Here is a 20,772-nt window from a genome sequence, read left to right as displayed (position 1 = left end):
GACCCAGGTCGGCGTCCGCAGCAGGGACGGGCGCCAAACCCTCCATAGCGGCCTCCGGTGGCAGGGCGCCAGTATCCTCAAATAAATCCCCAGCTATTATATAAATTCCAATAATAATTATTATATATTTATAATGCATCACTGCTAGCGATGATTTTCTTGATAAAACCAATCCTAAAATTATTTATTTTTTATGCTTAAGCTGCGTCATAAAAATAATATTTCATTAATGTGATTTGCACTTTTTCTTCTTGTATGTTTTTTAGTAAGTAATATTTAAATAAACACCATTTAATGGGGCGGCATAATGAACTCAACGGCGGCTGAAAATACTATTTACCATGATATCTATTCATCTCTATCCTCTGCACAAGAAAAACGCGAAGCCGATAATTTATTCGCTGCGCTTAAGTCCATTCAGCATGGTGGTAATACGCCGGTATTGCGTCCATTAATGCTGGGCAAAAATACCCCGAAAAATATCATGCTGAAATTACTGTATGCCATGGGACAGCTGCCCGACGCCGCGTCGGGGCTCTATGCGGCAGGGCCGGGCGGAGCCTCTGTCTCCGCCCTCGCCGGGTCGGCAATGCCCATCGGCGCCCGGTCCGCCATCCTGCCGGCAACATCGGCGACCGTCAGCCCGGCCATGCCCGAACCGCTTTTATTGCCAGACGGCCCTCCTCGTTCCCGAATCAGGAGGGGTACCGCGGATATCAGCGATTTATATTTGCCTTCCCGGGCGTTGGCTGAACGTAATCTCGGTGGTTTTTTGCAACTTCATGGACAGACTACCCGGCAACCAGCAGGGGATAGCAATGCGTTAATTAATGGCGCTATCGATTTTATCCGGCAGCACCCCCATGGCTTGTCAACGGTCGCCAGGCGGATACTGAAACATTCAGGTTATTTTGGCGCCAAAACCGGTGAGGACATGACGGCGGACCGCCAACGCAAAACCGTTAACCGGTGGATCGGCGCCGAGTTAAGCCAGCATGGTATTTGCGGGGTCCTGGCTGAGGCATTTATCGCTTATAGCCGGAATATCACCGCTAAGCCCATCGAAATAAGCAGGGCGGCGGGACATTTTCGTTTAATGCTCTTGGCTCGCATAACCGACCATGGCCTGGAAAGCGGCCAACCGCCTGCCGGAAACGCCGGATTAAGCCCGGACGCCATTAACTATATTAATGCTAATCTTATTTTACCGGTCATGCCGTTATTCACCTTTGAGGAGCGGCATCCCCTGCTGCAAGAATATGCCATTGGCACTCTCGAATGGGGATACTTGCATGCCGGCGCGGCGTTTAGCCTGGCCGCAGGTCTGGAAACCAATGAGCCGTCCGCAGCCTATCTGCTCCAGATGGGCATTTTTTTTGAGTCATTGCTGCGTGAAAATATATTGGACTCCGAGTGGAATCAAGTGTTTATGATACCGGCCATATTCCACCATATTAGAACCCGTTTCGCTGGCGGCCAGGCGGTGGAGGTTGACGATATTATTCATTCCGGGGGCATCAGGCCATTGATACTGGAAAAATATTTTCTAGATTGCGATAAATTAAATGCTAAAGCCGATCCCTTTCGTTTTTATTCCATTGCGCTGCATAATTATAAAAACCGCACCCAGCTGGCGGAAGAGATTCTGGGGTCAGTCTGTAATATAACGGATCGGGTGCGGCTTCCACTTTTAATTAATCAATACAAAGAAGCGATCGGCGAAGTCCCATGCACGGTTCTCGACATTCCCGATGCCGCCAAGCACCTGAGATTGCCTGACCTTGATCGGATATATATGGCGCGGATACATGAGTTGGCCAGCGCGTTCGCGGCGGTGGACGACGTTATGATTAATGCGGCATTTAACGCAATCGGCCCCGATGATTATGCCTATCTCAATGCAGCGGAATTGATCAGCATGAACGCGAGTTTTACGCATCGGGTATTATCGAACATGCCCTGGGGTTATTTGGAGTGTTCGGCGTATCATCGGTTCATTATCAAAGACCACGTGGAGATCATTGCGGCGAAGAAAGATCGCGCAGAGCGGATATATGCGTTGCTTATACAGGGAGAGCAGTATGTCCTGCAGCGCATAGATCGAGATGTAGGGCGGTATTATTCCTTAATTAAAAATTTTGACGCCTCGCTGGCCGCAGACGGCAACATGCGTCTGATACTGACAACCAGCGGCCGCGGGACGTTAAAAGGCCAAGGCCGGCCGGTGGGGACGGCCGCGCACCGGCTGAGCCAGCGGCATAAGGCCTTGGTAATCAAAAACCTGTATCATAGCGGCTTCGAAGCCACTCTGGCGGAAAAAGTGACCGGCTTCCTGCGATCCCTGATTCCCTTTCATGACTGCATTAAGTCTTCACTGGCCGGCGAGCGGGAAGAAGCCATTGTAGCCTGCGCCTTTGATGCCGTTGGTATTCTGCCTTTATTACACATGGGCCTCGGGTTGGCCGGCCGGGCCGCCATGAACTTCGGTAAGGGGGGAAGGATGGCGCTGCATCACGTCATGAGCAGTTTCGCCGGCCGGCAAAGCATCAGGGAGGCGGGACTGGCCGGTATCAACGATTTAGCCAACTATGCCATGCTGCCTACCAAAGCCTTGCTTAACCGCGCAACCCTGACCAGCTTGGGAATCAATATTGTTCAGCTATTTGATCCCGGTCTGGCGCTGCCGGGACGATTAGGGCTGGCTGCCGTTAAACGGGTGGCGGACGCGGTCAGGGCCATGAAGAAGCAAGGTGAGTTTATGCAAAAAATACTGCCCCGGCTTGAAAGCGCGCTGACGGTCCGGCAAGTAACGGCGGCAAGTTTTCGTTACGAAACGGCTATCTTGCCGGGCACCCGGCTTCGTCTTCCGGTCACCCGCCTGGCGGGCGATAAGTATCATGGCAAAGACGTCTATCTGCGCATTAATCAACAAACCGGCGACGTCTTTGGCATAAAGTACACCCTTTCGGCCGGCCAGACGCTAGAACGGATTCCCGCGCCTTTCGCCGACAGGCTGCATAATCTGCTGACCCAGGGGTTAAGCGGCCGGGGCGCCCCGGCCCAGGGCCGGGCATGGTTGGCGTCAACGCCGGCGAGGGATACGCCTCGCCACGTACATAGCAAACGAGTGAGGTTATATACTCGGCCGGACCCGGCGCCTGCGCCGGCTGAAAGCCGCTCGCTGGCCGATGTCAAAGATCGGGCGCAATGGCGGACGTACTGGCGGCAGAACAAATACCTGGAAAATAATTTCCATATTGAGACATATGGCGATCGCGGCAGCGAAACGCTTTTATTCCCCGAGCACCGTATTCGGGTAAGCCAGGAGGCGATTGACGCCAGCGACTACGAACGGGCGTTTGCCCGTTTGTCTCCCGCGGAGAAAGAGGCGGTACGTACCTGGACGTTGATCGAAGATGATTCGCGCGGGTATAGCGATGGCTCCCTTAATCTTGCCGTGCTGGGTAAGTTACCGATTAACGTAGAGATTAACCAGAAACTCAGCAGCGGCGAGCCGTTTACCGCGCCAGAGCATGCGGTATTCACCGGACTTACCAATGCGCTGCGCGGCCCGATCCCCAGGCAACAGGGGGAGTACCTGCGTATTGCCATATACCGTACACGCCACGCTATTCCCTGGGGCAGCGGTATCAACGTGGGTGATATCGTCACCAATGCGCCGCAGTTTATGAGCGTGTCGGCCGATGATGGTTTTATCCGCCTGTTTGCGGAACAAACGGCGGAGGATGGCCCCTTTGGCGAACCGGGGCTCAAGGCGATGATTATCTATAAAATCGTCACTGCCAAACGGTGCATGCCGTTGCTGCCCCTGGCGGCCAGCGCCGTGATCCATGAAATTGAATATCTCTATCCTCCCCATACCTATTTCCGGGTTAAGGGCATGAGCCTGATGCGGGCGGAATCGGAATTCATCTATCCCCAGGTCAGGATTGGCGTAGTGCTGGAGGAGCTGGACGAATTGCCCGCGCAAGCGAAGAATTTATTTTCAGGCGCCGCCAGCATCAATATTGAAACGCCGCGGCCATTGCCATAACGGCCAAACCGTTATGGCGCGGAGATGTCATAGCGCATCCACTAAACGTTCCAGCTCATGGCGGCTGGTGCGTTTAGTATCAATCTTGACGTAGGCGCTTTGCTCTTCGGGCACGACGACCACCTCGGTAACGCCCGGCTGCGCCTTTAGCCGCTGCTCAAGGCCGCCGTCATTGACCGCCAGCGCCGAAAGGGTGAGGCGCAGGCTGCTGACATAAGGCGGTTCTTGCAGGCTGAGACTCACCGCCCACCATACCAGCGCCACCGCGGCGCCGAATGTAAATACCAGCCACCCGCCGTCCCATTGATATAACAGGCCGCCCAGGCTGCCGCCCGCGGCGACACCCAGGAATTGGCTGGTGGAGTAAACGCCCATGGCGGTACCTTTATACCCGGCCGGCGCCACCTTGCTGATCAAGGACGGCAGAATAGCCTCCATCACATTAAACGCCAGGAAAAACAGCTGTAGCCCGGCAAATAGGGCCCACAGATGCTGGCCGGCGCTGAGCAACACGATTTCCGCCAGTATCAGCACGCTGATGCAGCCCATGAATACCCGCTTCATACGCCGCTTGACCTCGGCATAAATGATAAAGGGCACCACCGCGGCAAAAGAAACCAGCATGGTGGCCAAATAGACTTTCCAATGATCGGCGGGGGCCAGGCCCGCTTGCGCCATCATCGGCGGCAGGGCGACGAAACTGGACATCAATAAAGCATGCAGGCAAAAAATGCCGAAATTCAGCCTGAGCAATTGGCCGTTGGCCAAGACGTTGGCAAAGCTGCCCTTAACGATGCCGGACTCGCGGTTAAGTACGTGGGAGTCGGCGGCCGGCACCACCAGCAGGGTGATGACGATGCCCCCCAGCGCCAGTATGGCGATCCCCCAAAACAGCGCATGCAGCCCCAGGGCATGGGTAATAATGGGGCCAAGCACCATGGCGATGGCGAAGGTGACGCCGAAGCTCACGCCGATAAACGCCATGGCTTTGGTGCGATTCTGTTCGCGGGTCAAATCCGATAGTAGCGCCATCACCGCGGCGGCAATCGCTCCCGAACCCTGCAGGGCGCGTCCCAGGATCACGCCCCAAATCGAATCGGTGAGAGCGGCAATCGCGCTGCCGAGGGCAAAAACCAGCAACCCGCCGACAATCAGCGGCTTACGGCCGACGCGATCGGAGATCAAACCAAACGGCAGTTGGAAAATGGCCTGCGCCAGGCCGTAAATCCCAATCGCCAGGCCGATTAACGCTTCGCTTGCTCCCTGCAATGCCATGCCGTAGGTGGTCAACACCGGCAATACCATAAACATGCCCAGCATCCGCAGCGAGAACACGGTACCCAAACCCCAGGTAGCGCGCAACTCGATCCCGGTCATTTTATTATCGTTCATTGATACCTCGACAGATTTACCGCGGCTATTTTAATTCCATAATCGGCCGTCGGTAAACGAAACGTCCTTTAGCAGATGTAACAGGTTACCGGTGGGCTGGGCGGCGATATGACGGCATCTATCATTGCAACGGCGGCGGGGGAGGGGGCTGACAGCGCCGGAGCGATGTCAGCCGAAGATCGTAGCGGTGTTATCACCAGACATATGACAATAAGCTATTGCTGGCTGGAACCATAAAATCCACGGACATCATGACGCTTAGCGACGTTATGGCGACGATGGAGAACAAAAACAGCTTACGCGCCCACACCTTGTCGTCATTGGCGGATTTATAACCCTGCAATGCCATGCCCAGCCACCAAACGCTCACCGCGGCCGCGACGATAAAATATTTATACCCCGCGTAACCGCCCAGCGTCAGCATTAGCGTGGCCACCATAAACCCGATGATATATAAGGTAATATGGTGTTTGGTCACCGAAATGCCGCGTTTTACCGGCAATACCGGAATGGACGCCGCCTGGTAATCCTTGAAGCGGTAAATCGCAATGGCATAAGAATGGGGCATTTGCCACAGGCTGAAAATCAGCAGCAGGATCAAGGCGCCCATATCGAACTGATTGCTGACGGCGCAATACCCGATGACCGGCGGCGCGGCGCCGGAAAGACTGCCGATCAGCGTACCGTAGACCGATTTGCGCTTCATATACAGGCTATACACGCCCACATATACGATAAAACCAATCACCGCCAGCCACATGGCCAGCGGATTCGCCGCCCGATAGAGCAATACAAAACCGACAATACCCAGCACCGTTGCGTAAACCAGGGTAACTTTCGGCGAGATGAGTCCTTTCACCAGGACCCGGTTCTTGGTCCTTTCCATTTTTTTATCGATGTCACGGTCAATGAAGTTGTTAAAGACACAACCCGAAGCGACCACCAGCGAGACACCGACCAGGGTGGCGAGAAACAGGGCATGATCTATCTGGCCTTTGGAGGCCAGTAGAAATCCGCCGATCACAGAAATCAAATTACCAAAAATAATTCCTGGTTTGGTTACTTGCAGGTATTGCTTAATCATCAGGGGCACGCTCTTTTAATGGCTCATCAAGTTGTAGTTGAGATGCCACATAACCCATAAGGAACCCACAACCAGGATAGCGATGATTAATGCGGCAAAAGCCAGCGCCACTACATTCCACCGCTGTTCGGAAGTTGAGTCCAGATGGAGGAAATAAATCAGGTGAACCATAATCTGGACTATGGCGCAGAGTGCCAGGACCACAATCAGCGTGGTTTTGCTCGCCGATCCGTTCATCACCATGACAAAGGGGATCACCGTCAGGATAATCGACAGTACAAAACCGGTTAAATAGGATTTCAGGCTGCCGTGGCTGGCGCCGCCTTGTCCCGTCGTTGCATGACTCATTAAATGGCCCCCATCAGATAAACCACGGTGAATACGCAGATCCAGATCACGTCAAGGAAATGCCAGAACAGGCTCAGGCACATCAACCGCGTCTGGTTGGTGGCGGTCAGCCCACGCCGGGAAACCTGCGTTATCATGACCAATATCCAAATCAGGCCGGAGGTGACGTGGATACCGTGCGTGGCGACCAAGGCAAAGAAGCCGGACAGGAACGCGCTGCGATCCGGGCCGAAACCTTCGCCGATCAAATGATGGAACTCATAAAGCTCCATGGCGATAAAGCCCAGTCCGAACAGGAAGGTCATCCCCAGCCAGACGGTGACCCGGCTCTTGTCGCCCCGGTTCATGGCCAGGATCGCCATGCCGTAGGTGATGCTGCTGAATAACAGGAAGAAGGTTTCCACCAGCACAAACGGCAGATCGAAAATATCCTTACCCGATGGGCCGCCCGCGGTGCCGTTAACCAGCACGGCATAGGTCGCAAACAGCGTGGCGAATAAAATACAGTCGCTCATCAGGTAGATCCAGAAGCCGAATACCTTGATGGACCCGGCGTCGTGGTGCCCATGCGCGGCATGGGCATTTACGTGATCGTGATTATGTAGAGTCTCAGTTGACATTGTTCAGGCCCGCTTCGCTAATTTCTTTGAAATGACGGTTCTCGATGCGTTCCACTTCAGCGACGGGCACGTAGTAATCCACGTCTTCATTGAAGCTATGCACAATCCAGGTGACGATCATGCCGGCGAAGCCGATAATCGCCAGCCACCAGATATACCAGATCATCGCAAAACCGAAGACCAGGCTAAATGCCGCGATAACTACGCCCGCGCCGGTATTTTTCGGCATATGGATCGGTTCGTAGACCTTGGGCTGCACGTAGGCGGTGCCGTCTTCCTTCATCTGCCAGAAGGCGTCCCGGTGCTCGTTTACCGGCGGAATTACCGCGAAGTTGTAGAACGGCGGCGGTGAGGACGTTGCCCATTCCAGCGTACGGCCGCCCCATGGGTCGCCGGTCAAATCGCGGTTCTGATCCCGTTGCAGCACGCTCAGCACCACCTGGATCAACTGGCACAAAATGCCCAGGGCGATTAGCGCCGCCCCGAAGGCCGCCACCATCAGCAACGCATGGAATTGCGGATCGATCTGCTGGCTCAGGCGTCGGGTCATGCCCATAAAGCCCAGGACATACAGCGGCATAAAGGCAAAGTAGAAACCGATAATCCAGAACCAGAACGCGCGTTTACCCCATTTTTCATTGAGGGTGTAGCCGAAGGCTTTTGGCCACCAGTAGGTCATGCCGGCAAAGCAGCCGAATACCACGCCGCCGATAATCACGTTATGGAAATGGGCGATCAGGAACAGGCTGTTATGCAAGACGAAGTCGGCGCCGGGCACCGCCAGCAGCACGCCGGTCATCCCGCCGATGGAGAAGGTGATGATAAAACCGACGGTCCACAGCATGGCGGAGTTAAAGACGATCCGCCCCTGGTACATGGTGAACAGCCAGTTGAATATTTTCACCCCGGTGGGAATGGCGATAATCATCGTCATCAAGCCGAAGAACGCGTTGACGTTGGCCCCGGACCCCATGGTGAAGAAGTGGTGCAGCCAGACGCAGAACGACAGGATGGTGATGGCGATAGTCGCCCATACCAGCGACGTATAGCCGAACAGCCGCTTCTTCGAGAAGGTGGCCACCACCTCCGAAAACACGCCGAACGCCGGCAGGACCAGGATATACACTTCAGGATGGCCCCAGGCCCAGAACAGGTTGACATACATCATCATGTTGCCACCCATATCATTGGTAAAGAAATGGGTGCCGATGTAGCGATCCAGTGTCTGCAACAGGATGGTGACGGTCAAAATCGGGAAGGCGGCGATAATCAGCACGTTGGTGCACAATGCGGTCCAGACGAACACCGGCATTTTCATCATCGGCATGTCCGGCGCGCGCATCCGCAGGATGGTCGCGAAGAAGTTAACGCCGGTCAGCGTGGTGCCCAGCCCCGATATTTGCAGGCTCCATATCCAATAATCCACCCCTACGCCGGGGCTGTACTCCGTCCCCGCCAAGGGCGGATACGCCACCCAGCCGGTCTGGGCGAATTCACCCACGCCCAGGGATACGTTGACTAAGATCACCCCGACAAAAAAGAACCAGAAGCTCAGCGAGTTCAGGAACGGGAAGGCGACGTCGCGGGCGCCGATTTGCAGCGGCACCGCCAGGTTCATCAGGCCGACCACGAACGGCGTGGCCATGAAGATAATCATGATGACGCCGTGGGCGGTCACCACCTGATCGTAATGGTGCGGCGGCAGGAACCCCGCCTCGCCGGCGGAGGCCAGCGCCTGCTGCGAGCGCATCATGATGGCGTCGGCGAAGCCGCGCAGCAGCATGACAAACGCCACGATCATATACATCACGCCGATTTTTTTATGATCGACCGTCGTGAACCATTCACTCCACAAATACTGCCACTTGCCGAAATAGGTTATGGCGCCGACCAGCGCCGCGCCGATAACGATAATGGCGGCGACGGTGATCATGATGATCGGTTCGTGGTACGGAACCGAATCCAGCGTTAATCTTCCAAACATGCTATTTATTCCTCGGTTCCTGCGTGAGAGTGCTCACTCATGCTCATGTCCATTCCCTCTTTCTGGGTCATGTCCATGCTCTTCCCCTTGCCCATGAATTTGCCAATCACCTCATTGTACAAATCAGGTTTAACGCTGGAGAAAAATTCAACCGGATTATATTCACTGGGCGCCGCCAACTGTTCATAGGCATCCATGGTGGTGAGGGTCTCCGGTGAAGCCTTGACCTTCTGGACCCAATCGTCAAAGCCCTGCCGATCCGGCGTGGCGATGGCCTTGAATTTCATCCCCGAGAAGCCGCGGCCGCTGAAGCTGGCGGAAAAACCGTCATAGGTGCCGGGTTCATTGGCGATGAGATGCAAGGTGGTATTCATTCCCGCCATGGCGTAAATCTGCCCCCCCAGCCGGGGAATAAAGAAGGAGTTCATTACCGAGTTGGACGTGATCTGGAACCGGATCGGCACATCCTTGGGGATGGCTATCTGGTTGACGGTGGCGATGCCCTGTTCCGGATAAATAAACAACCACTTCCAGTCCATCGCGACCACCTGGATGGTTATCGTCTTGGCTTCGGAGGCGATCGGCTTGTTCGGGTCCAGCGCGTGGGTTGATTTCCAGGTAAGGATCGCCAGGAAAATAATGATCAGGATCGGTACGGTCCAGACCACCAGTTCCACTTTGCTCGAATGGGACCAGTTGGGGCTGTACGTTGCCTGGGTATTGGATTCGCGATATTTGATGGCAAAGACAACCGCCATCACGATTGCAGGCACAACCACTAATAGCATCAGCCCAAGGGCGGTCAGTATAAGTGAACGTTGCTCCAGTCCAATCTGTCCTTTTGGATTCATTAACGCCATATCGCAACCGCTCAAAAGAGCCGTGGCGCAAACCAATGACAGAATCCCTAAAGTTTTATTGTATTTCCTGAGTCTCATCTAACGACCTCAATAAAAAAGGGCTCTAATGTCGTTTCTTGTGTGTGGGCATTTTACGGGAAGGTTGCAGTACTGTAAACACGCTTAAGGTTTTGTCAGAAACATGTTTCGGGTTTTGGCAAATGAAATCTTAAGCTGGCTAAACTATAACAAAACATGAATATGCACAAAGGCTTAGAGTCAAAAAAAACCTTTTGCGGTTTTATCGGCATGATAAAGAATAACGCTGCGTTTTTAGCATCATTGCATTAACAAGACGATAGCATTTTTCGACAAATAAGCTACAAGTTAGTCAATATGTCCGGTCAAAAATAATCAATCCGCTTAATTGTCACCCTGATGGCATAAAAACCGTATCGCATCCCGAAACAAAAAAAATAGGTTACGTATACCTTTTGGCGAGCTTTTTAATCGGCCGCCCGGGACCGTTGCAGGGCTAAAAAATCAAACCAGCATCCGGTAAGTATACTCAACGCCAGAACGATGGCACCGCTTTCCCATAATAAATCCGTGGCGGGCGTTACCGGCATCCAGCCAAGGGCCTGAAGCACCAGCAGGATCAGCCCCGCACCGAGTAATGCCGCGCCGGCGGCCAGCAGGCGCAGCGCCCAGCGATAGGGGACGGCGAAGCTGTCGCGGCGCAAAAATGCGCCGGTTTCCTGGGTGAAGCGTAGCGTATCGCGGCACAATACCAGCAAGATAAGCCCGGGAAAAGCGGCCACGATGGAAAATACGTAAAACCAGGCCCAGCCGTGCAGCTCGACAAACCAGCCGGCGACGGGCCCGACGTAGACGCGGCCGATGGCTGACAGGGCGGAAAGCAGGGCAAACTGGGTGGCGGAAAAGGATTTATTGCACAAGGTCATCAGCAGGGCCACGAAGGCCGCCGTTCCCATGCCGCCGCACAGGTTTTCCACAAAAATCGCCGCGCCCATGGTCAGTAAATGCTTATCTGTCACCGCCAGCACCCAATAGCCGGCATTGGATACCGCCTGCAATAATCCGAACAGCATCAGGGCGCGAAACAGCGACAGGCGCTGCATCAGCAAGCCGCCCATAAGGGTACCGACAATCGTGGCGATCAGTCCCAGCGATTTATTGACTACCCCCACCTCGCCGGCGGCAAAACCGACGCCGCGGATCAGGAACGTCGTGCTCAGGCTGCCGGCAAACGCATCCCCGAGTTTATAACAGACGATCAGCATCAGGATCAGCCAGGCGTTGTTGCGGCCGAAGAAATCCCGCAGCGGTTCGACTATCGCCTGTTCGAGCGTGCGCGGCGCCGGTATGGCGTCGTCCGGCTCGGGGGCGATGAATGCCACCACCACGCCGACCAGCATCAGGCCGGCCATCAGCCAATAAGTGACCTGCCACCCCAGTAACCGGTCGGCCAGCCACAGGGCCAGCCCGCCGGATACCAGCATCGCGATGCGATAGCCCAGGACCGAAACCGCGGCGCCGGTGCCGCGCTCCTGCGCCGGCAGCAGATCGGTTTTGTAGGCATCGAACGCAATGTCCTGGGATGCGGAGCAAAAGGCCACCCATACCGCCAGCAGCGCCAGCGCGACCAGGTCGCGAGACGGGTCGCGGGCGCCCATGGCGATCAGGCCCGCGATCAGCAGCAATTGGGTAATGATCAGCCAGCCGCGCCGCCGGCCAAACAGCGGCGGAGTATAGCGATCCATAACCGGGGACCAGAGGAATTTAAAGACATACGCCTGCCCTACCAATGAAAAGAAGCCGATGGTTTTCAAATCCACGTTGGCCACCGTCATCCACGCCTGGAGCGTACCCGAGGTCAGGGCCAGGGGCAGCCCCGACGCGAACCCCAGGCACAATAAAATCAGCGATCGCGGCTGGGTGAGGGTGGCGAGGCTTAGCGAGTGATTAGGCATTGGCTACTTTTCATTATATAGACCGGCATCTGCCCGCCGCGAAGCGGGCAGATGAATGAAACAGATTATTTGGCGTTTTCTTTGATAAAGGTGCTGATGCTGGTGTCTTGCGCCATGTCGCTGATGACGTCGCCTAACACGCTGTTAACCGCGTTGGTGATTTTTTGGTTGCTGGCGGTAAACGCGCCCTGGACATTATAGACCGATTGATAATGCTTGATCTGCTTATTGCCGTTGCGGGCCTGGGCGATGATGGAAATATCGGCGCTGGTGGTGATGTTATAGCGCACATTGCCCTGCGATACATCGGCAAACAGCTTGTTGACGATAATCTGCAAATCGACATTGCCGTTGGGCCCGACCATATAACCGCGGGCGGTCATCTGTTTTTCCAACACCTCTTGTAACAGAAAACGCAGATCGCGCGAGGGGGTAAGCACCACCAGCTGGCCGTCGCGGTTCACTTTGGCCAGCGCCTGATCCGGACGTTGATCGGCGCCGTTGATGCTGACGGTGGCGCCCATAATCGAAGGGTCCTGCTGCGGCAGCTCAATCTTCGGCGTCACTTCCAGCGTATTGCTGTTACCGGCACAGCCGGCAAGCAGCAGCGCGGCCAACAGGGGGAATACTATTTTTTTCAGCATAATCGCCTTCTCAATCATTAAGATGCACGGGGGTGAAATAGATTGGTCACATCATAACATCGCCGTTCGCCGGGGGAAGATCATAATCGCGTTAAATCATGCAACGCGGGGTTGCAGATGCCGCCGCCGGCGCACGGCGTAAAATGTCTCTTTTACAATTTGATAACTTCATATAATGTCAAAGCTGAAGTTTCGGCTTTTTAAGACAAAAATTTATGGCAATAGTGCTATGGCTAAATAAAAAGTCAGCTAAAGTTTAACAGTAGACAGCGCGCAGCCTACGCAGTAAGGAGAAAACCATGTTTCGCGAGCAAATTGAAGCAAAAATAAGGGCCGCGTTTGATCCGGTTTATCTGGAAGTCGTGGACGAAAGTTACCGGCATAACGTGCCGGCCGGATCGGAAAGTCATTTTAAGGTGGTGCTGGTCAGCGAAAGTTTCACCGGTGAACGCATCCTGAACCGCCATCGTTCCCTTTACGCCGTACTGGCGGAAGAATTGGCCGGGCCGGTGCATGCCCTGGCGCTGCACGCCTATACGCTCAAGGAATGGGCCAGCCTGCAAGATGCCGTGCCGGCTTCGCCGCCTTGTCGCGGCGCCGGGCTGATTGCCTGAGCGGGGTAGCCGCCGACGCGATGTTGCCAGCAAATTAACGGCCATAAGGCCGTTTTTTTTGTTTTTTGTGCGCCGTCACGCTCTGTGCGCGGCAATTTACGCGCTGTTCTCGACTCATAAACTCTATGCCGCTATAATGCCGCGTCTTATATTTCCGGAATGTATTCGGGATGCTTCTGACGACGACGGGGAACAGGTTTCTGTTCATTCAGACCTCCCGGTTCTCAGAGGCCATTTTCATGTCAGTGGACCTGGATGACCGCTTCTTTGAAAACGGCTTCTGGAGTTGACCGAGCACTGTGATTTTTTGAGGTAACAAGATGCAAGTTTCTGTTGAGACCACTGAAGGCCTGGGGCGCCGCGTAACCATTACCGTTGCCGCCGATACCATTGAGCAAGCGGTAAAAAGCGAACTGGTGAATGTCGCCAAGAAAGTTCGCATCGATGGCTTCCGTAAAGGGAAAGTCCCTATGAACGTCGTGGCGCAGCGCTATGGCGCTTCCGTACGCCAGGATGTACTGGGCGATATCATGCAGCGCAATTTCGTCGATGCCATCATCCAGGAAAAAATCAATCCGGTCGGCGCGCCTGACTACGTGCCCGGCGAGTACAAAAACGGCGAAGATTTCACTTACCACGTAGAATTCGAAGTCTACCCGGAAGTGGAACTGAAGGGCCTGGATACCATCGAAGTCGAAAAACCCGTGGTTGAGGTTAATGACGCCGATGTCGATCAGATGCTGGAAACCCTGCGTAAACAACAGGCCGACTGGAAAGAAACCGATCGCGCCGCCACGGCGGAAGATCGCGTGACCGTTGATTTCATCGGCACCATCGACGGTGAAGAATTCGACGGCGGCAAAGCCGACGATTTCGTTCTGGCTATGGGCCAGGGCCGCATGATCCCGGGTTTTGAAGAGGGCGTTATCGGCCACAAAGCCGGCGAATCCTTTGATATCGATGTCAACTTCCCGGAAGATTACCACGCGGAAAACCTGAAAGGGAAAGCGGCGAAATTCGCCATCGTCCTGAAGAAAGTCGAAGAGCGCGAACTGCCTGAACTGACCGAAGAGTTCATTAAACGCTTTGGCGTGGCCGACGGCTCCGTTAGCGGCCTGCGCGCCGAAGTGCGCAAAAACATGGAACGCGAACTGAAGAACGCCGTGCGCAATCGTGTCAAGAACCAGGTTATCGACGGTTTGATCGGCGCCAATGAAATCGACGTTCCCGCCAAGCTGATCGACGGCGAAATCGACGTTCTGCGCCGTCAGGCGGCACAGCGTTTTGGCGGCAATGAAAAGCAAGCGCTGGAACTGCCGCGCGAGCTGTTCGAAGAGCAGGCCAAACGCCGCGTTCGCGTCGGATTGCTGTTGGGCGAAGTGATCCAGACCAACGAACTGAAAGCGGACGATTCACGGGTCAAAACCCTGATCGAAGAGATGGCGTCCGCCTATGAAGATCCGACCGAAGTGGTGGAGTTTTACGCAAAAAATCAGGAAATGATGAATAATATGCGTAACGTCGCTTTGGAAGAACAGGCGGTTGAAGCCCTGCTGGCCAACGCTAAAGTCGTTGAGAAGCCGACTACGTTCACCGAGTTGATGAACCAACCGAACGCGGCCTGATAAATCTGCCCACCGGGCTTGCCCCGGACTGAGCGGTATGTTTATCATTAAAAGCCCGTCATCATCTGATGGCGGGCTTTTTTTGTTCGATTGTGCCTCTATGGGAAAAGTATCGGCAATTAACGCTATATTTAAACAGGGCACAATGCTAAAAGTGAGGCAGGGCAACGCAGCGTTAGCCTATCTATTAATCTAACCCGTAAAAGAAAATGCGGCAGACGCTTGAAAAGGGACGCAATGCCCCCCAACTAGTAAGCAGAAAGGATTATATAGCCTGATTAATGTAACGTTGCTGGCTGAATACATCCGCCCGAGCAGAAAGGCGACCCGACAGCTTGAGCATGGCGATTGTGCATCATCTCAAGTAGAATCGGAAAATAACGGCGCCGAGTGAATTTTATCTAGGAGATGATATGTCATACAGTGGCGATAAAGAACAACAGGCACCCCATATGGCCTTGGTGCCGATGGTGGTTGAGCAGACTTCACGCGGAGAGCGTTCTTACGACATCTTTTCGCGCCTGCTGAAAGAGCGGATCATCTTCATGACCGGCCAGGTTGAAGATCATATGGCGAATCTGATCGTGGCGCAGATGCTATTCCTGGAAGCGGAAAATCCAGAAAAAGATATCTACCTTTATATCAATTCCCCAGGCGGCGTGATCACCGCCGGCATGTCCATTTATGACACCATGCAGTTTATCAAGCCTGATGTCAGCACCTTTTGCATGGGGCAGGCCGCCTCCATGGGCGCATTTTTGCTGACCGCGGGCGCCAAGGGCAAGCGTTTTTGCATGCCGAATTCACGGGTGATGATTCACCAGCCGCTGGGCGGGTTCCAGGGCCAGGCCACCGATATAGAAATTCATGCCAAAGAGATTCTTAAAGTCAAAGCGCGCATGAATGAACTGATGGCCAAACATACCGGCCGCTCGCTTGAATCAATAGAGAAAGACACGGAACGCGATCGGTTCCTCTCCGCCGAAGAGGCGGTAGACTACGGATTAGTGGATTCCATATTAAGCAAGCGCGATTTGACGGCGTAATTCTGAATACCGATAGACTATAGTTACAGTAGCAAGTCATTCGAGTAGACTAATGCCATTCAAAGCGCCGGTTATACGTTAAGCAGTCGCGTTGCCGCCGTGGTTGGCCTGCGGGACAAAGACTAGAGAAAGAGGTTTACTGATGACAGATAAGCGCAAAGACGGTTCAGGAAAGCTGCTGTATTGCTCTTTCTGCGGTAAAAGCCAGCATGAGGTGCGCAAGCTGATCGCAGGGCCGTCAGTGTATATCTGCGACGAATGTGTCGACTTATGCAATGACATTATTCGCGAAGAGATCAAGGAAGTGGCCCCGCATCGCGAACGCAGCGCGTTGCCGACGCCCCATGAAATTCGCCATCACCTGGACGACTATGTCATCGGCCAGGAAAAAGCGAAAAAAGTGTTGGCCGTGGCCGTGTATAACCACTACAAACGTTTACGCAACGGCGATACCACTAACGGTATCGAACTGGGCAAGAGCAATATCCTGCTGATCGGACCGACCGGCAGCGGTAAAACCCTGCTGGCGGAAACGCTCGCGCGTTTCCTGGATGTGCCGTTTACCATGGCGGATGCCACCACGCTCACCGAAGCGGGTTATGTCGGCGAGGACGTGGAAAACATTATCCAGAAGCTGCTGCAAAAATGCGATTATGATGTGCAAAAAGCGCAGCGCGGCATTGTCTACATCGATGAAATCGACAAGATTTCCCGTAAGTCCGACAATCCTTCCATCACCCGCGACGTCTCCGGCGAAGGCGTACAGCAGGCGCTGCTCAAGCTGATTGAAGGGACGATTGCCGCCGTGCCGCCCCAGGGCGGACGTAAGCATCCCCAGCAGGAATTCCTGCAGGTCGACACCTCCAAGATCCTCTTTATCTGCGGCGGCGCGTTTGCCGGCCTGGATAAGGTGATTGAGCAGCGTGTCGATACCGGCCGGGGCATTGGGTTTAGCGCTACCGTCAAAGGCAGCGCGGCCAAGGCCAGCGAAGGACAGTTGCTGTCGAAGGTGGAGCCGGAAGATTTGATTAAATTCGGCCTGATTCCTGAATTTATCGGCCGCCTGCCGGTGCTCGCCACCCTCAATGAGCTAAGCGAAGACGCGCTGATCCAGATCCTTAAAGAGCCGAAGAACGCCTTGACCAAGCAGTACCAGGCGTTATTCAACCTTGAAGGGGTCGAGCTGGAATTCCGCGACGAAGCGCTGACGGCTATTGCCAAAAAGGCCATGGCCCGTAAAACCGGCGCGCGCGGGCTGCGCTCCATTGTCGAAGGCGCCTTGCTGGAAACAATGTATGAACTGCCCTCGCAGGACAGCGTTGAAAAAGTGGTTATCGACGAAGCGGTTATCGAAGGCCAGTCGGAACCCCTGTTGATTTACGGCAAGCATGAGACCCAGCAGGCATCCGGTGAATAATTCAGCGGACTACTGATGGGCCGTCAGGCGAACAAGTAAAAAAGTGGGGGATTTTATCCCCCATTTGTTTTTCCGATATCCAGGCTGTTGAATGTAAGTGATTCGCCCCCATATACTCAATTACCTATTTGTTGAAACTGGCAACGGCCGAGTTTTGCGAATCCCCTAAACCTGGCGGAAGCTAAACTAAGAGAGAGCTCTATGAATGCTGAGCGTTCCGAACGCATAGAAATCCCCGTATTGCCTCTGCGCGATGTGGTGGTCTATCCGCATATGGTCATCCCCCTGTTTGTTGGACGGGAGAAGTCGATTCGGTGCCTTGAAGCAGCCATGGATAGCGACAAAAAAATCATGCTGGTGGCGCAGAAAGAAGCCTCGACGGATGAACCGGGTATCAACGATCTTTTTTCAGTCGGGACCGTCTCTTCGATTCTCCAGATGCTGAAATTGCCTGACGGTACGGTAAAAGTACTGGTCGAGGGTTTACAGCGCGCCCGTATCACCACTTTGTCGGATAGCGGCGAACACTTTGCCGCCCAGGCTGAATATTTTGACACCCCCGAAATCGACGAGCGCGAACAGGAAGTCCTGGTGCGCACCGCGATTAACCAATTCGAAGGGTATATCAAGCTTAATAAAAAAATCCCGCCCGAAGTGCTGACGTCGTTAAACAGTATTGATGACGCCGCGCGTCTGGCCGATACCATTGCCGCCCATATGCCGCTGAAATTAAGCGACAAGCAGTCGGTGCTGGAAATGGCGGACGTCACCGAGCGGTTGGAATATCTGATGGCGATGATGGAATCGGAAATCGATTTGTTGCAGGTCGAAAAACGTATCCGTAACCGCGTCAAAAAACAGATGGAAAAAAGCCAGCGCGAGTACTATTTGAATGAGCAAATGAAAGCCATTCAGAAAGAGCTGGGCGAAATGGACGATGCGCCGGATGAAAACGAAGCGCTCAAGCGCAAGATAGAAGCGGCGAAGATGCCAAAAGAGGCGCGGGAAAAAACCGAAGCCGAATTGCAGAAGCTGAAAATGATGTCGCCGATGTCCGCGGAAGCCACCGTGGTGCGCGGTTATATCGATTGGATGCTGTCGGTGCCCTGGCATGCCCGCACCAAGGTGAAAAAAGACCTGGTGAAGGCGCAGGAAGTGCTGGATAAAGATCATTATGGCCTGGAACGGGTCAAGGATCGCATTCTTGAGTATCTGGCGGTGCAAAGCCGGGTCAGCAAAATCAAAGGGCCGATCCTGTGCCTGGTAGGGCCGCCGGGGGTGGGTAAAACCTCGCTGGGCCAGTCCATCGCCAAGGCGACCGGGCGCGAGTATGTGCGCATGGCGCTGGGCGGGGTGCGCGATGAAGCGGAAATCCGCGGTCACCGCCGTACCTATATCGGCTCCATGCCGGGTAAGCTTATCCAGAAAATGTCCAAGGTCGGGGTGAAAAATCCGCTTTTCCTGCTCGATGAAATCGACAAAATGTCTTCGGACATGCGCGGCGATCCGGCTTCAGCGCTGCTGGAAGTGCTGGACCCCGAGCAGAACGTGGCGTTTAACGACCATTACCTGGAAGTGGATTACGATCTGTCCGACGTGATGTTTGTGGCCACGTCCAACTCGATGAATATCCCGGCGCCGCTGCTCGACCGTATGGAAGTGATCCGCCTGTCCGGATACACCGAGGACGAAAAGCTTAATATCGCCCGCGAGCATCTGCTGCAAAAACAAATCGACCGCAACGCGCTCAAGAGCGGCGAGGTGACCATCGAGGACAGCGCGCTGGTCGGCATTATCCGTTATTACACCCGCGAAGCCGGCGTGCGTAATCTGGAACGTGAAATTTCCAAGATATGCCGCAAGGCGGTGAAGACGCTGCTGATGGATAAAACCGTCAAGCATATCCGCATCGACGGCGACAACCTCAAGGATTACCTTGGCGTCCAGCGCTTCGACTACGGGCGCGCGGAAGGCGAAAACCGGGTTGGGCAGGTTACCGGCCTGGCCTGGACCGAAGTGGGCGGCGAACTGCTGACCATCGAAACCGCCTGCGTACCGGGTAAAGGCAAATTGACCTATACCGGCTCCCTGGGGGAAGTCATGCAGGAGTCCATCCAGGCGGCATTGACCGTAGTGCGCGCCCGGGCGGATAAATTGGGGATTAATCCCGACTTTTACGAGAAACGGGATATTCATGTCCACGTGCCGGAAGGGGCTACGCCGAAAGACGGGCCAAGCGCCGGTATCGCCATGTGCACCGCGCTGGTTTCCTGTCTTACGGGCAACCCGGTCAGGGCCAATGTCGCCATGACCGGCGAAATTACCCTGCGCGGCCTGGTACTGCCGATTGGCGGCCTGAAGGAAAAACTTCTGGCGGCTCACCGCGGGGGTATCAAGACGGTATTGATCCCTTACGAAAACAAGCGGGACCTGGAAGATATGCCGGCCAATGTGATCAACGATATGGAGATCCATCCGGTTCAGCGCATCGATGAAGTGTTGACGCTGGCCTTGCAGAACTCGCCTTTTGGGATGGAGATTGCCACCGCCGCGGCAAAATAGGCGCTTTAAGTAACATATACCGGTAAAAAACGGGCTGACAGGTGAAATCCCACTTGCCAGCCTTTTTTTGTACCGTTAAGTTAGGTAGCTGTCGGGCTTGGTCGGCATTCGGCTGAGGCTTGCCAGGACATAATAGGCTTGATATAACAGCTGCGCTGTCGCGTTTAAGGAAAATTCCGTCGCGACGAGAGAATTCTAGAGGGGATGAAAGAGTGAATAAGTCACAACTGATCGACAAAATTGCCGCAGGTGCTGATATTTCCAAAGCGGCTGCCGGACGTGCATTGGATGCCATTATTGGTTCCGTAACCGAAACGCTGCAGCAGGGAGATGATGTTGCGCTGGTAGGTTTTGGCACCTTTACGGTACGCGCGCGTTCAGCCCGCACCGGTCGTAACCCGCAAACGGGCAAAGAAATCAGTATCCCGGCTGCCAAAGTACCTGGCTTTCGCGCTGGCAAAGGGTTGAAAGACGCTGTCAACTGATGGTTGCACCGCTGTTTTTCGCGTCAAACCGTACCCAATGGATTTCGAGTTGCAGGAAGGCGGC

General features: G+C 54.4%; 15 protein-coding genes. 7 read left to right on the top strand and 8 right to left on the bottom strand.

All coding sequences use genetic code 11. The annotated features are described in order from the left end of the window. Window positions 1-307 precede the first annotated feature (307 nt). Window positions 308-4,054 carry a hypothetical protein gene (locus tag ACL2XP_RS20120; protein WP_413734891.1) on the top strand — a complete coding sequence of 1,249 codons (3,747 nt, stop codon included), beginning with the start codon at window positions 308-310 and terminating at the stop codon, window positions 4,052-4,054. Window positions 4,055-4,081: 27 nt separating this feature from the next. On the opposite strand, the gene ACL2XP_RS20115 is transcribed toward ACL2XP_RS20120, so the two are convergent. The 8 genes from ACL2XP_RS20115 to ACL2XP_RS20080 all read right to left on the bottom strand — a co-directional run bounded on the left by ACL2XP_RS20115 (window position 4,082) and on the right by ACL2XP_RS20080 (window position 12,959). After that, window positions 4,082-5,446 carry an MFS transporter gene (locus tag ACL2XP_RS20115; RefSeq protein ID WP_413734890.1) on the bottom strand — a complete coding sequence of 455 codons (1,365 nt, stop codon included), beginning with the start codon at window positions 5,444-5,446 and terminating at the stop codon, window positions 4,082-4,084. Between the two features lie 193 nt (window positions 5,447-5,639). Then, window positions 5,640-6,530 carry a heme o synthase gene (gene cyoE / locus ACL2XP_RS20110; protein ID WP_413734889.1) on the bottom strand — a complete coding sequence of 297 codons (891 nt, stop codon included), beginning with the start codon at window positions 6,528-6,530 and terminating at the stop codon, window positions 5,640-5,642. A 15-nt stretch (window positions 6,531-6,545) separates the two neighbouring features. Continuing rightward, window positions 6,546-6,878, bottom strand: coding sequence for a cytochrome o ubiquinol oxidase subunit IV (locus tag ACL2XP_RS20105; protein ID WP_413734888.1), 333 nt, complete (start codon window positions 6,876-6,878; stop codon window positions 6,546-6,548). Next, on the bottom strand, window positions 6,878-7,498 hold the full coding sequence (locus ACL2XP_RS20100; protein WP_413734886.1) for a cytochrome o ubiquinol oxidase subunit III: 621 nt from the start codon (window positions 7,496-7,498) through the stop codon (window positions 6,878-6,880). The genes ACL2XP_RS20105 and ACL2XP_RS20100 overlap by 1 nt, the downstream gene beginning before the upstream one ends. After that, on the bottom strand, window positions 7,488-9,482 hold the full coding sequence (cyoB, locus tag ACL2XP_RS20095; protein WP_413734884.1) for a cytochrome o ubiquinol oxidase subunit I: 1,995 nt from the start codon (window positions 9,480-9,482) through the stop codon (window positions 7,488-7,490). The genes ACL2XP_RS20100 and cyoB overlap by 11 nt, the downstream gene beginning before the upstream one ends. A 5-nt stretch (window positions 9,483-9,487) precedes the next feature. Continuing rightward, window positions 9,488-10,420, bottom strand: coding sequence for a cytochrome o ubiquinol oxidase subunit II (cyoA, locus tag ACL2XP_RS20090; RefSeq protein WP_413734882.1), 933 nt, complete (start codon window positions 10,418-10,420; stop codon window positions 9,488-9,490). A gap of 407 nt (window positions 10,421-10,827) precedes the next feature. Continuing rightward, entirely contained in the window at window positions 10,828-12,315 is a 1,488-nt protein-coding gene (ampG, locus tag ACL2XP_RS20085) for a muropeptide MFS transporter AmpG (protein WP_413734880.1), read from the bottom strand. Between the two features lie 65 nt (window positions 12,316-12,380). Beyond that, window positions 12,381-12,959, bottom strand: coding sequence for a lipoprotein (locus ACL2XP_RS20080; RefSeq protein WP_413734878.1), 579 nt, complete (start codon window positions 12,957-12,959; stop codon window positions 12,381-12,383). A gap of 299 nt (window positions 12,960-13,258) precedes the next feature. Here ACL2XP_RS20080 and bolA point away from each other — a divergent pair, with 299 nt between their 5' ends. The 6 genes from bolA to hupB all read left to right on the top strand — a co-directional run bounded on the left by bolA (window position 13,259) and on the right by hupB (window position 20,708). Then, window positions 13,259-13,573 carry a transcriptional regulator BolA gene (gene bolA, locus ACL2XP_RS20075; protein WP_413734876.1) on the top strand — a complete coding sequence of 105 codons (315 nt, stop codon included), beginning with the start codon at window positions 13,259-13,261 and terminating at the stop codon, window positions 13,571-13,573. A gap of 320 nt (window positions 13,574-13,893) precedes the next feature. Then, on the top strand, window positions 13,894-15,198 hold the full coding sequence (gene tig, locus ACL2XP_RS20070; protein ID WP_413734874.1) for a trigger factor: 1,305 nt from the start codon (window positions 13,894-13,896) through the stop codon (window positions 15,196-15,198). Between the two features lie 413 nt (window positions 15,199-15,611). Then, on the top strand, window positions 15,612-16,244 hold the full coding sequence (clpP, locus tag ACL2XP_RS20065) for an ATP-dependent Clp endopeptidase proteolytic subunit ClpP (RefSeq protein ID WP_413734872.1): 633 nt from the start codon (window positions 15,612-15,614) through the stop codon (window positions 16,242-16,244). Window positions 16,245-16,386: 142 nt separating this feature from the next. Then, window positions 16,387-17,661 (top strand): ATP-dependent protease ATP-binding subunit ClpX, encoded by a 1,275-nt coding sequence (gene clpX, locus ACL2XP_RS20060; RefSeq protein WP_413734870.1) that lies wholly within the window; start codon window positions 16,387-16,389, stop codon window positions 17,659-17,661. Window positions 17,662-17,862: 201 nt separating this feature from the next. Beyond that, on the top strand, window positions 17,863-20,223 hold the full coding sequence (lon, locus tag ACL2XP_RS20055; RefSeq protein ID WP_413734868.1) for an endopeptidase La: 2,361 nt from the start codon (window positions 17,863-17,865) through the stop codon (window positions 20,221-20,223). 212 nt (window positions 20,224-20,435) lie between these two features. Then, on the top strand, window positions 20,436-20,708 hold the full coding sequence (hupB, locus tag ACL2XP_RS20050) for a nucleoid-associated protein HU-beta (RefSeq protein WP_413734867.1): 273 nt from the start codon (window positions 20,436-20,438) through the stop codon (window positions 20,706-20,708). The last annotated feature ends 64 nt before the right edge of the window (window positions 20,709-20,772 follow it).

The sequence above is a fragment of the Sodalis sp. RH21 genome (genome assembly GCF_047324175.1).
Classification (GTDB): domain Bacteria; phylum Pseudomonadota; class Gammaproteobacteria; order Enterobacterales; family Enterobacteriaceae; genus Acerihabitans.
Note: the sequence above shows the minus strand (reverse complement) of the source record. Positions and strands in the feature narration are given on the sequence as shown.

Bases quoted from the DNA above. Each gene is read 5' to 3' on its own strand.
- lon (WP_413734868.1), top strand. From the start codon at position 17,863: ATGAATGCTGAGCGTTCCGAACGCATAGAAATCCCCGTATTGCCTCTG.
- clpP (WP_413734872.1), top strand. From the start codon at position 15,612: ATGTCATACAGTGGCGATAAAGAACAACAGGCACCCCATATGGCCTTG.
- ACL2XP_RS20105 (WP_413734888.1), bottom strand. From the start codon at position 6,878: ATGAGTCATGCAACGACGGGACAAGGCGGCGCCAGCCACGGCAGCCTG.
- ampG (WP_413734880.1), bottom strand. From the start codon at position 12,315: ATGCCTAATCACTCGCTAAGCCTCGCCACCCTCACCCAGCCGCGATCG.
- bolA (WP_413734876.1), top strand. From the start codon at position 13,259: ATGTTTCGCGAGCAAATTGAAGCAAAAATAAGGGCCGCGTTTGATCCG.
- ACL2XP_RS20115 (WP_413734890.1), bottom strand. From the start codon at position 5,446: ATGAACGATAATAAAATGACCGGGATCGAGTTGCGCGCTACCTGGGGT.
- cyoE (WP_413734889.1), bottom strand. From the start codon at position 6,530: ATGATTAAGCAATACCTGCAAGTAACCAAACCAGGAATTATTTTTGGT.
- cyoB (WP_413734884.1), bottom strand. From the start codon at position 9,482: ATGTTTGGAAGATTAACGCTGGATTCGGTTCCGTACCACGAACCGATC.
- ACL2XP_RS20080 (WP_413734878.1), bottom strand. From the start codon at position 12,959: ATGCTGAAAAAAATAGTATTCCCCCTGTTGGCCGCGCTGCTGCTTGCC.
- ACL2XP_RS20120 (WP_413734891.1), top strand. From the start codon at position 308: ATGAACTCAACGGCGGCTGAAAATACTATTTACCATGATATCTATTCA.
- clpX (WP_413734870.1), top strand. From the start codon at position 16,387: ATGACAGATAAGCGCAAAGACGGTTCAGGAAAGCTGCTGTATTGCTCT.
- cyoA (WP_413734882.1), bottom strand. From the start codon at position 10,420: ATGAGACTCAGGAAATACAATAAAACTTTAGGGATTCTGTCATTGGTT.
- tig (WP_413734874.1), top strand. From the start codon at position 13,894: ATGCAAGTTTCTGTTGAGACCACTGAAGGCCTGGGGCGCCGCGTAACC.
- ACL2XP_RS20100 (WP_413734886.1), bottom strand. From the start codon at position 7,498: ATGTCAACTGAGACTCTACATAATCACGATCACGTAAATGCCCATGCC.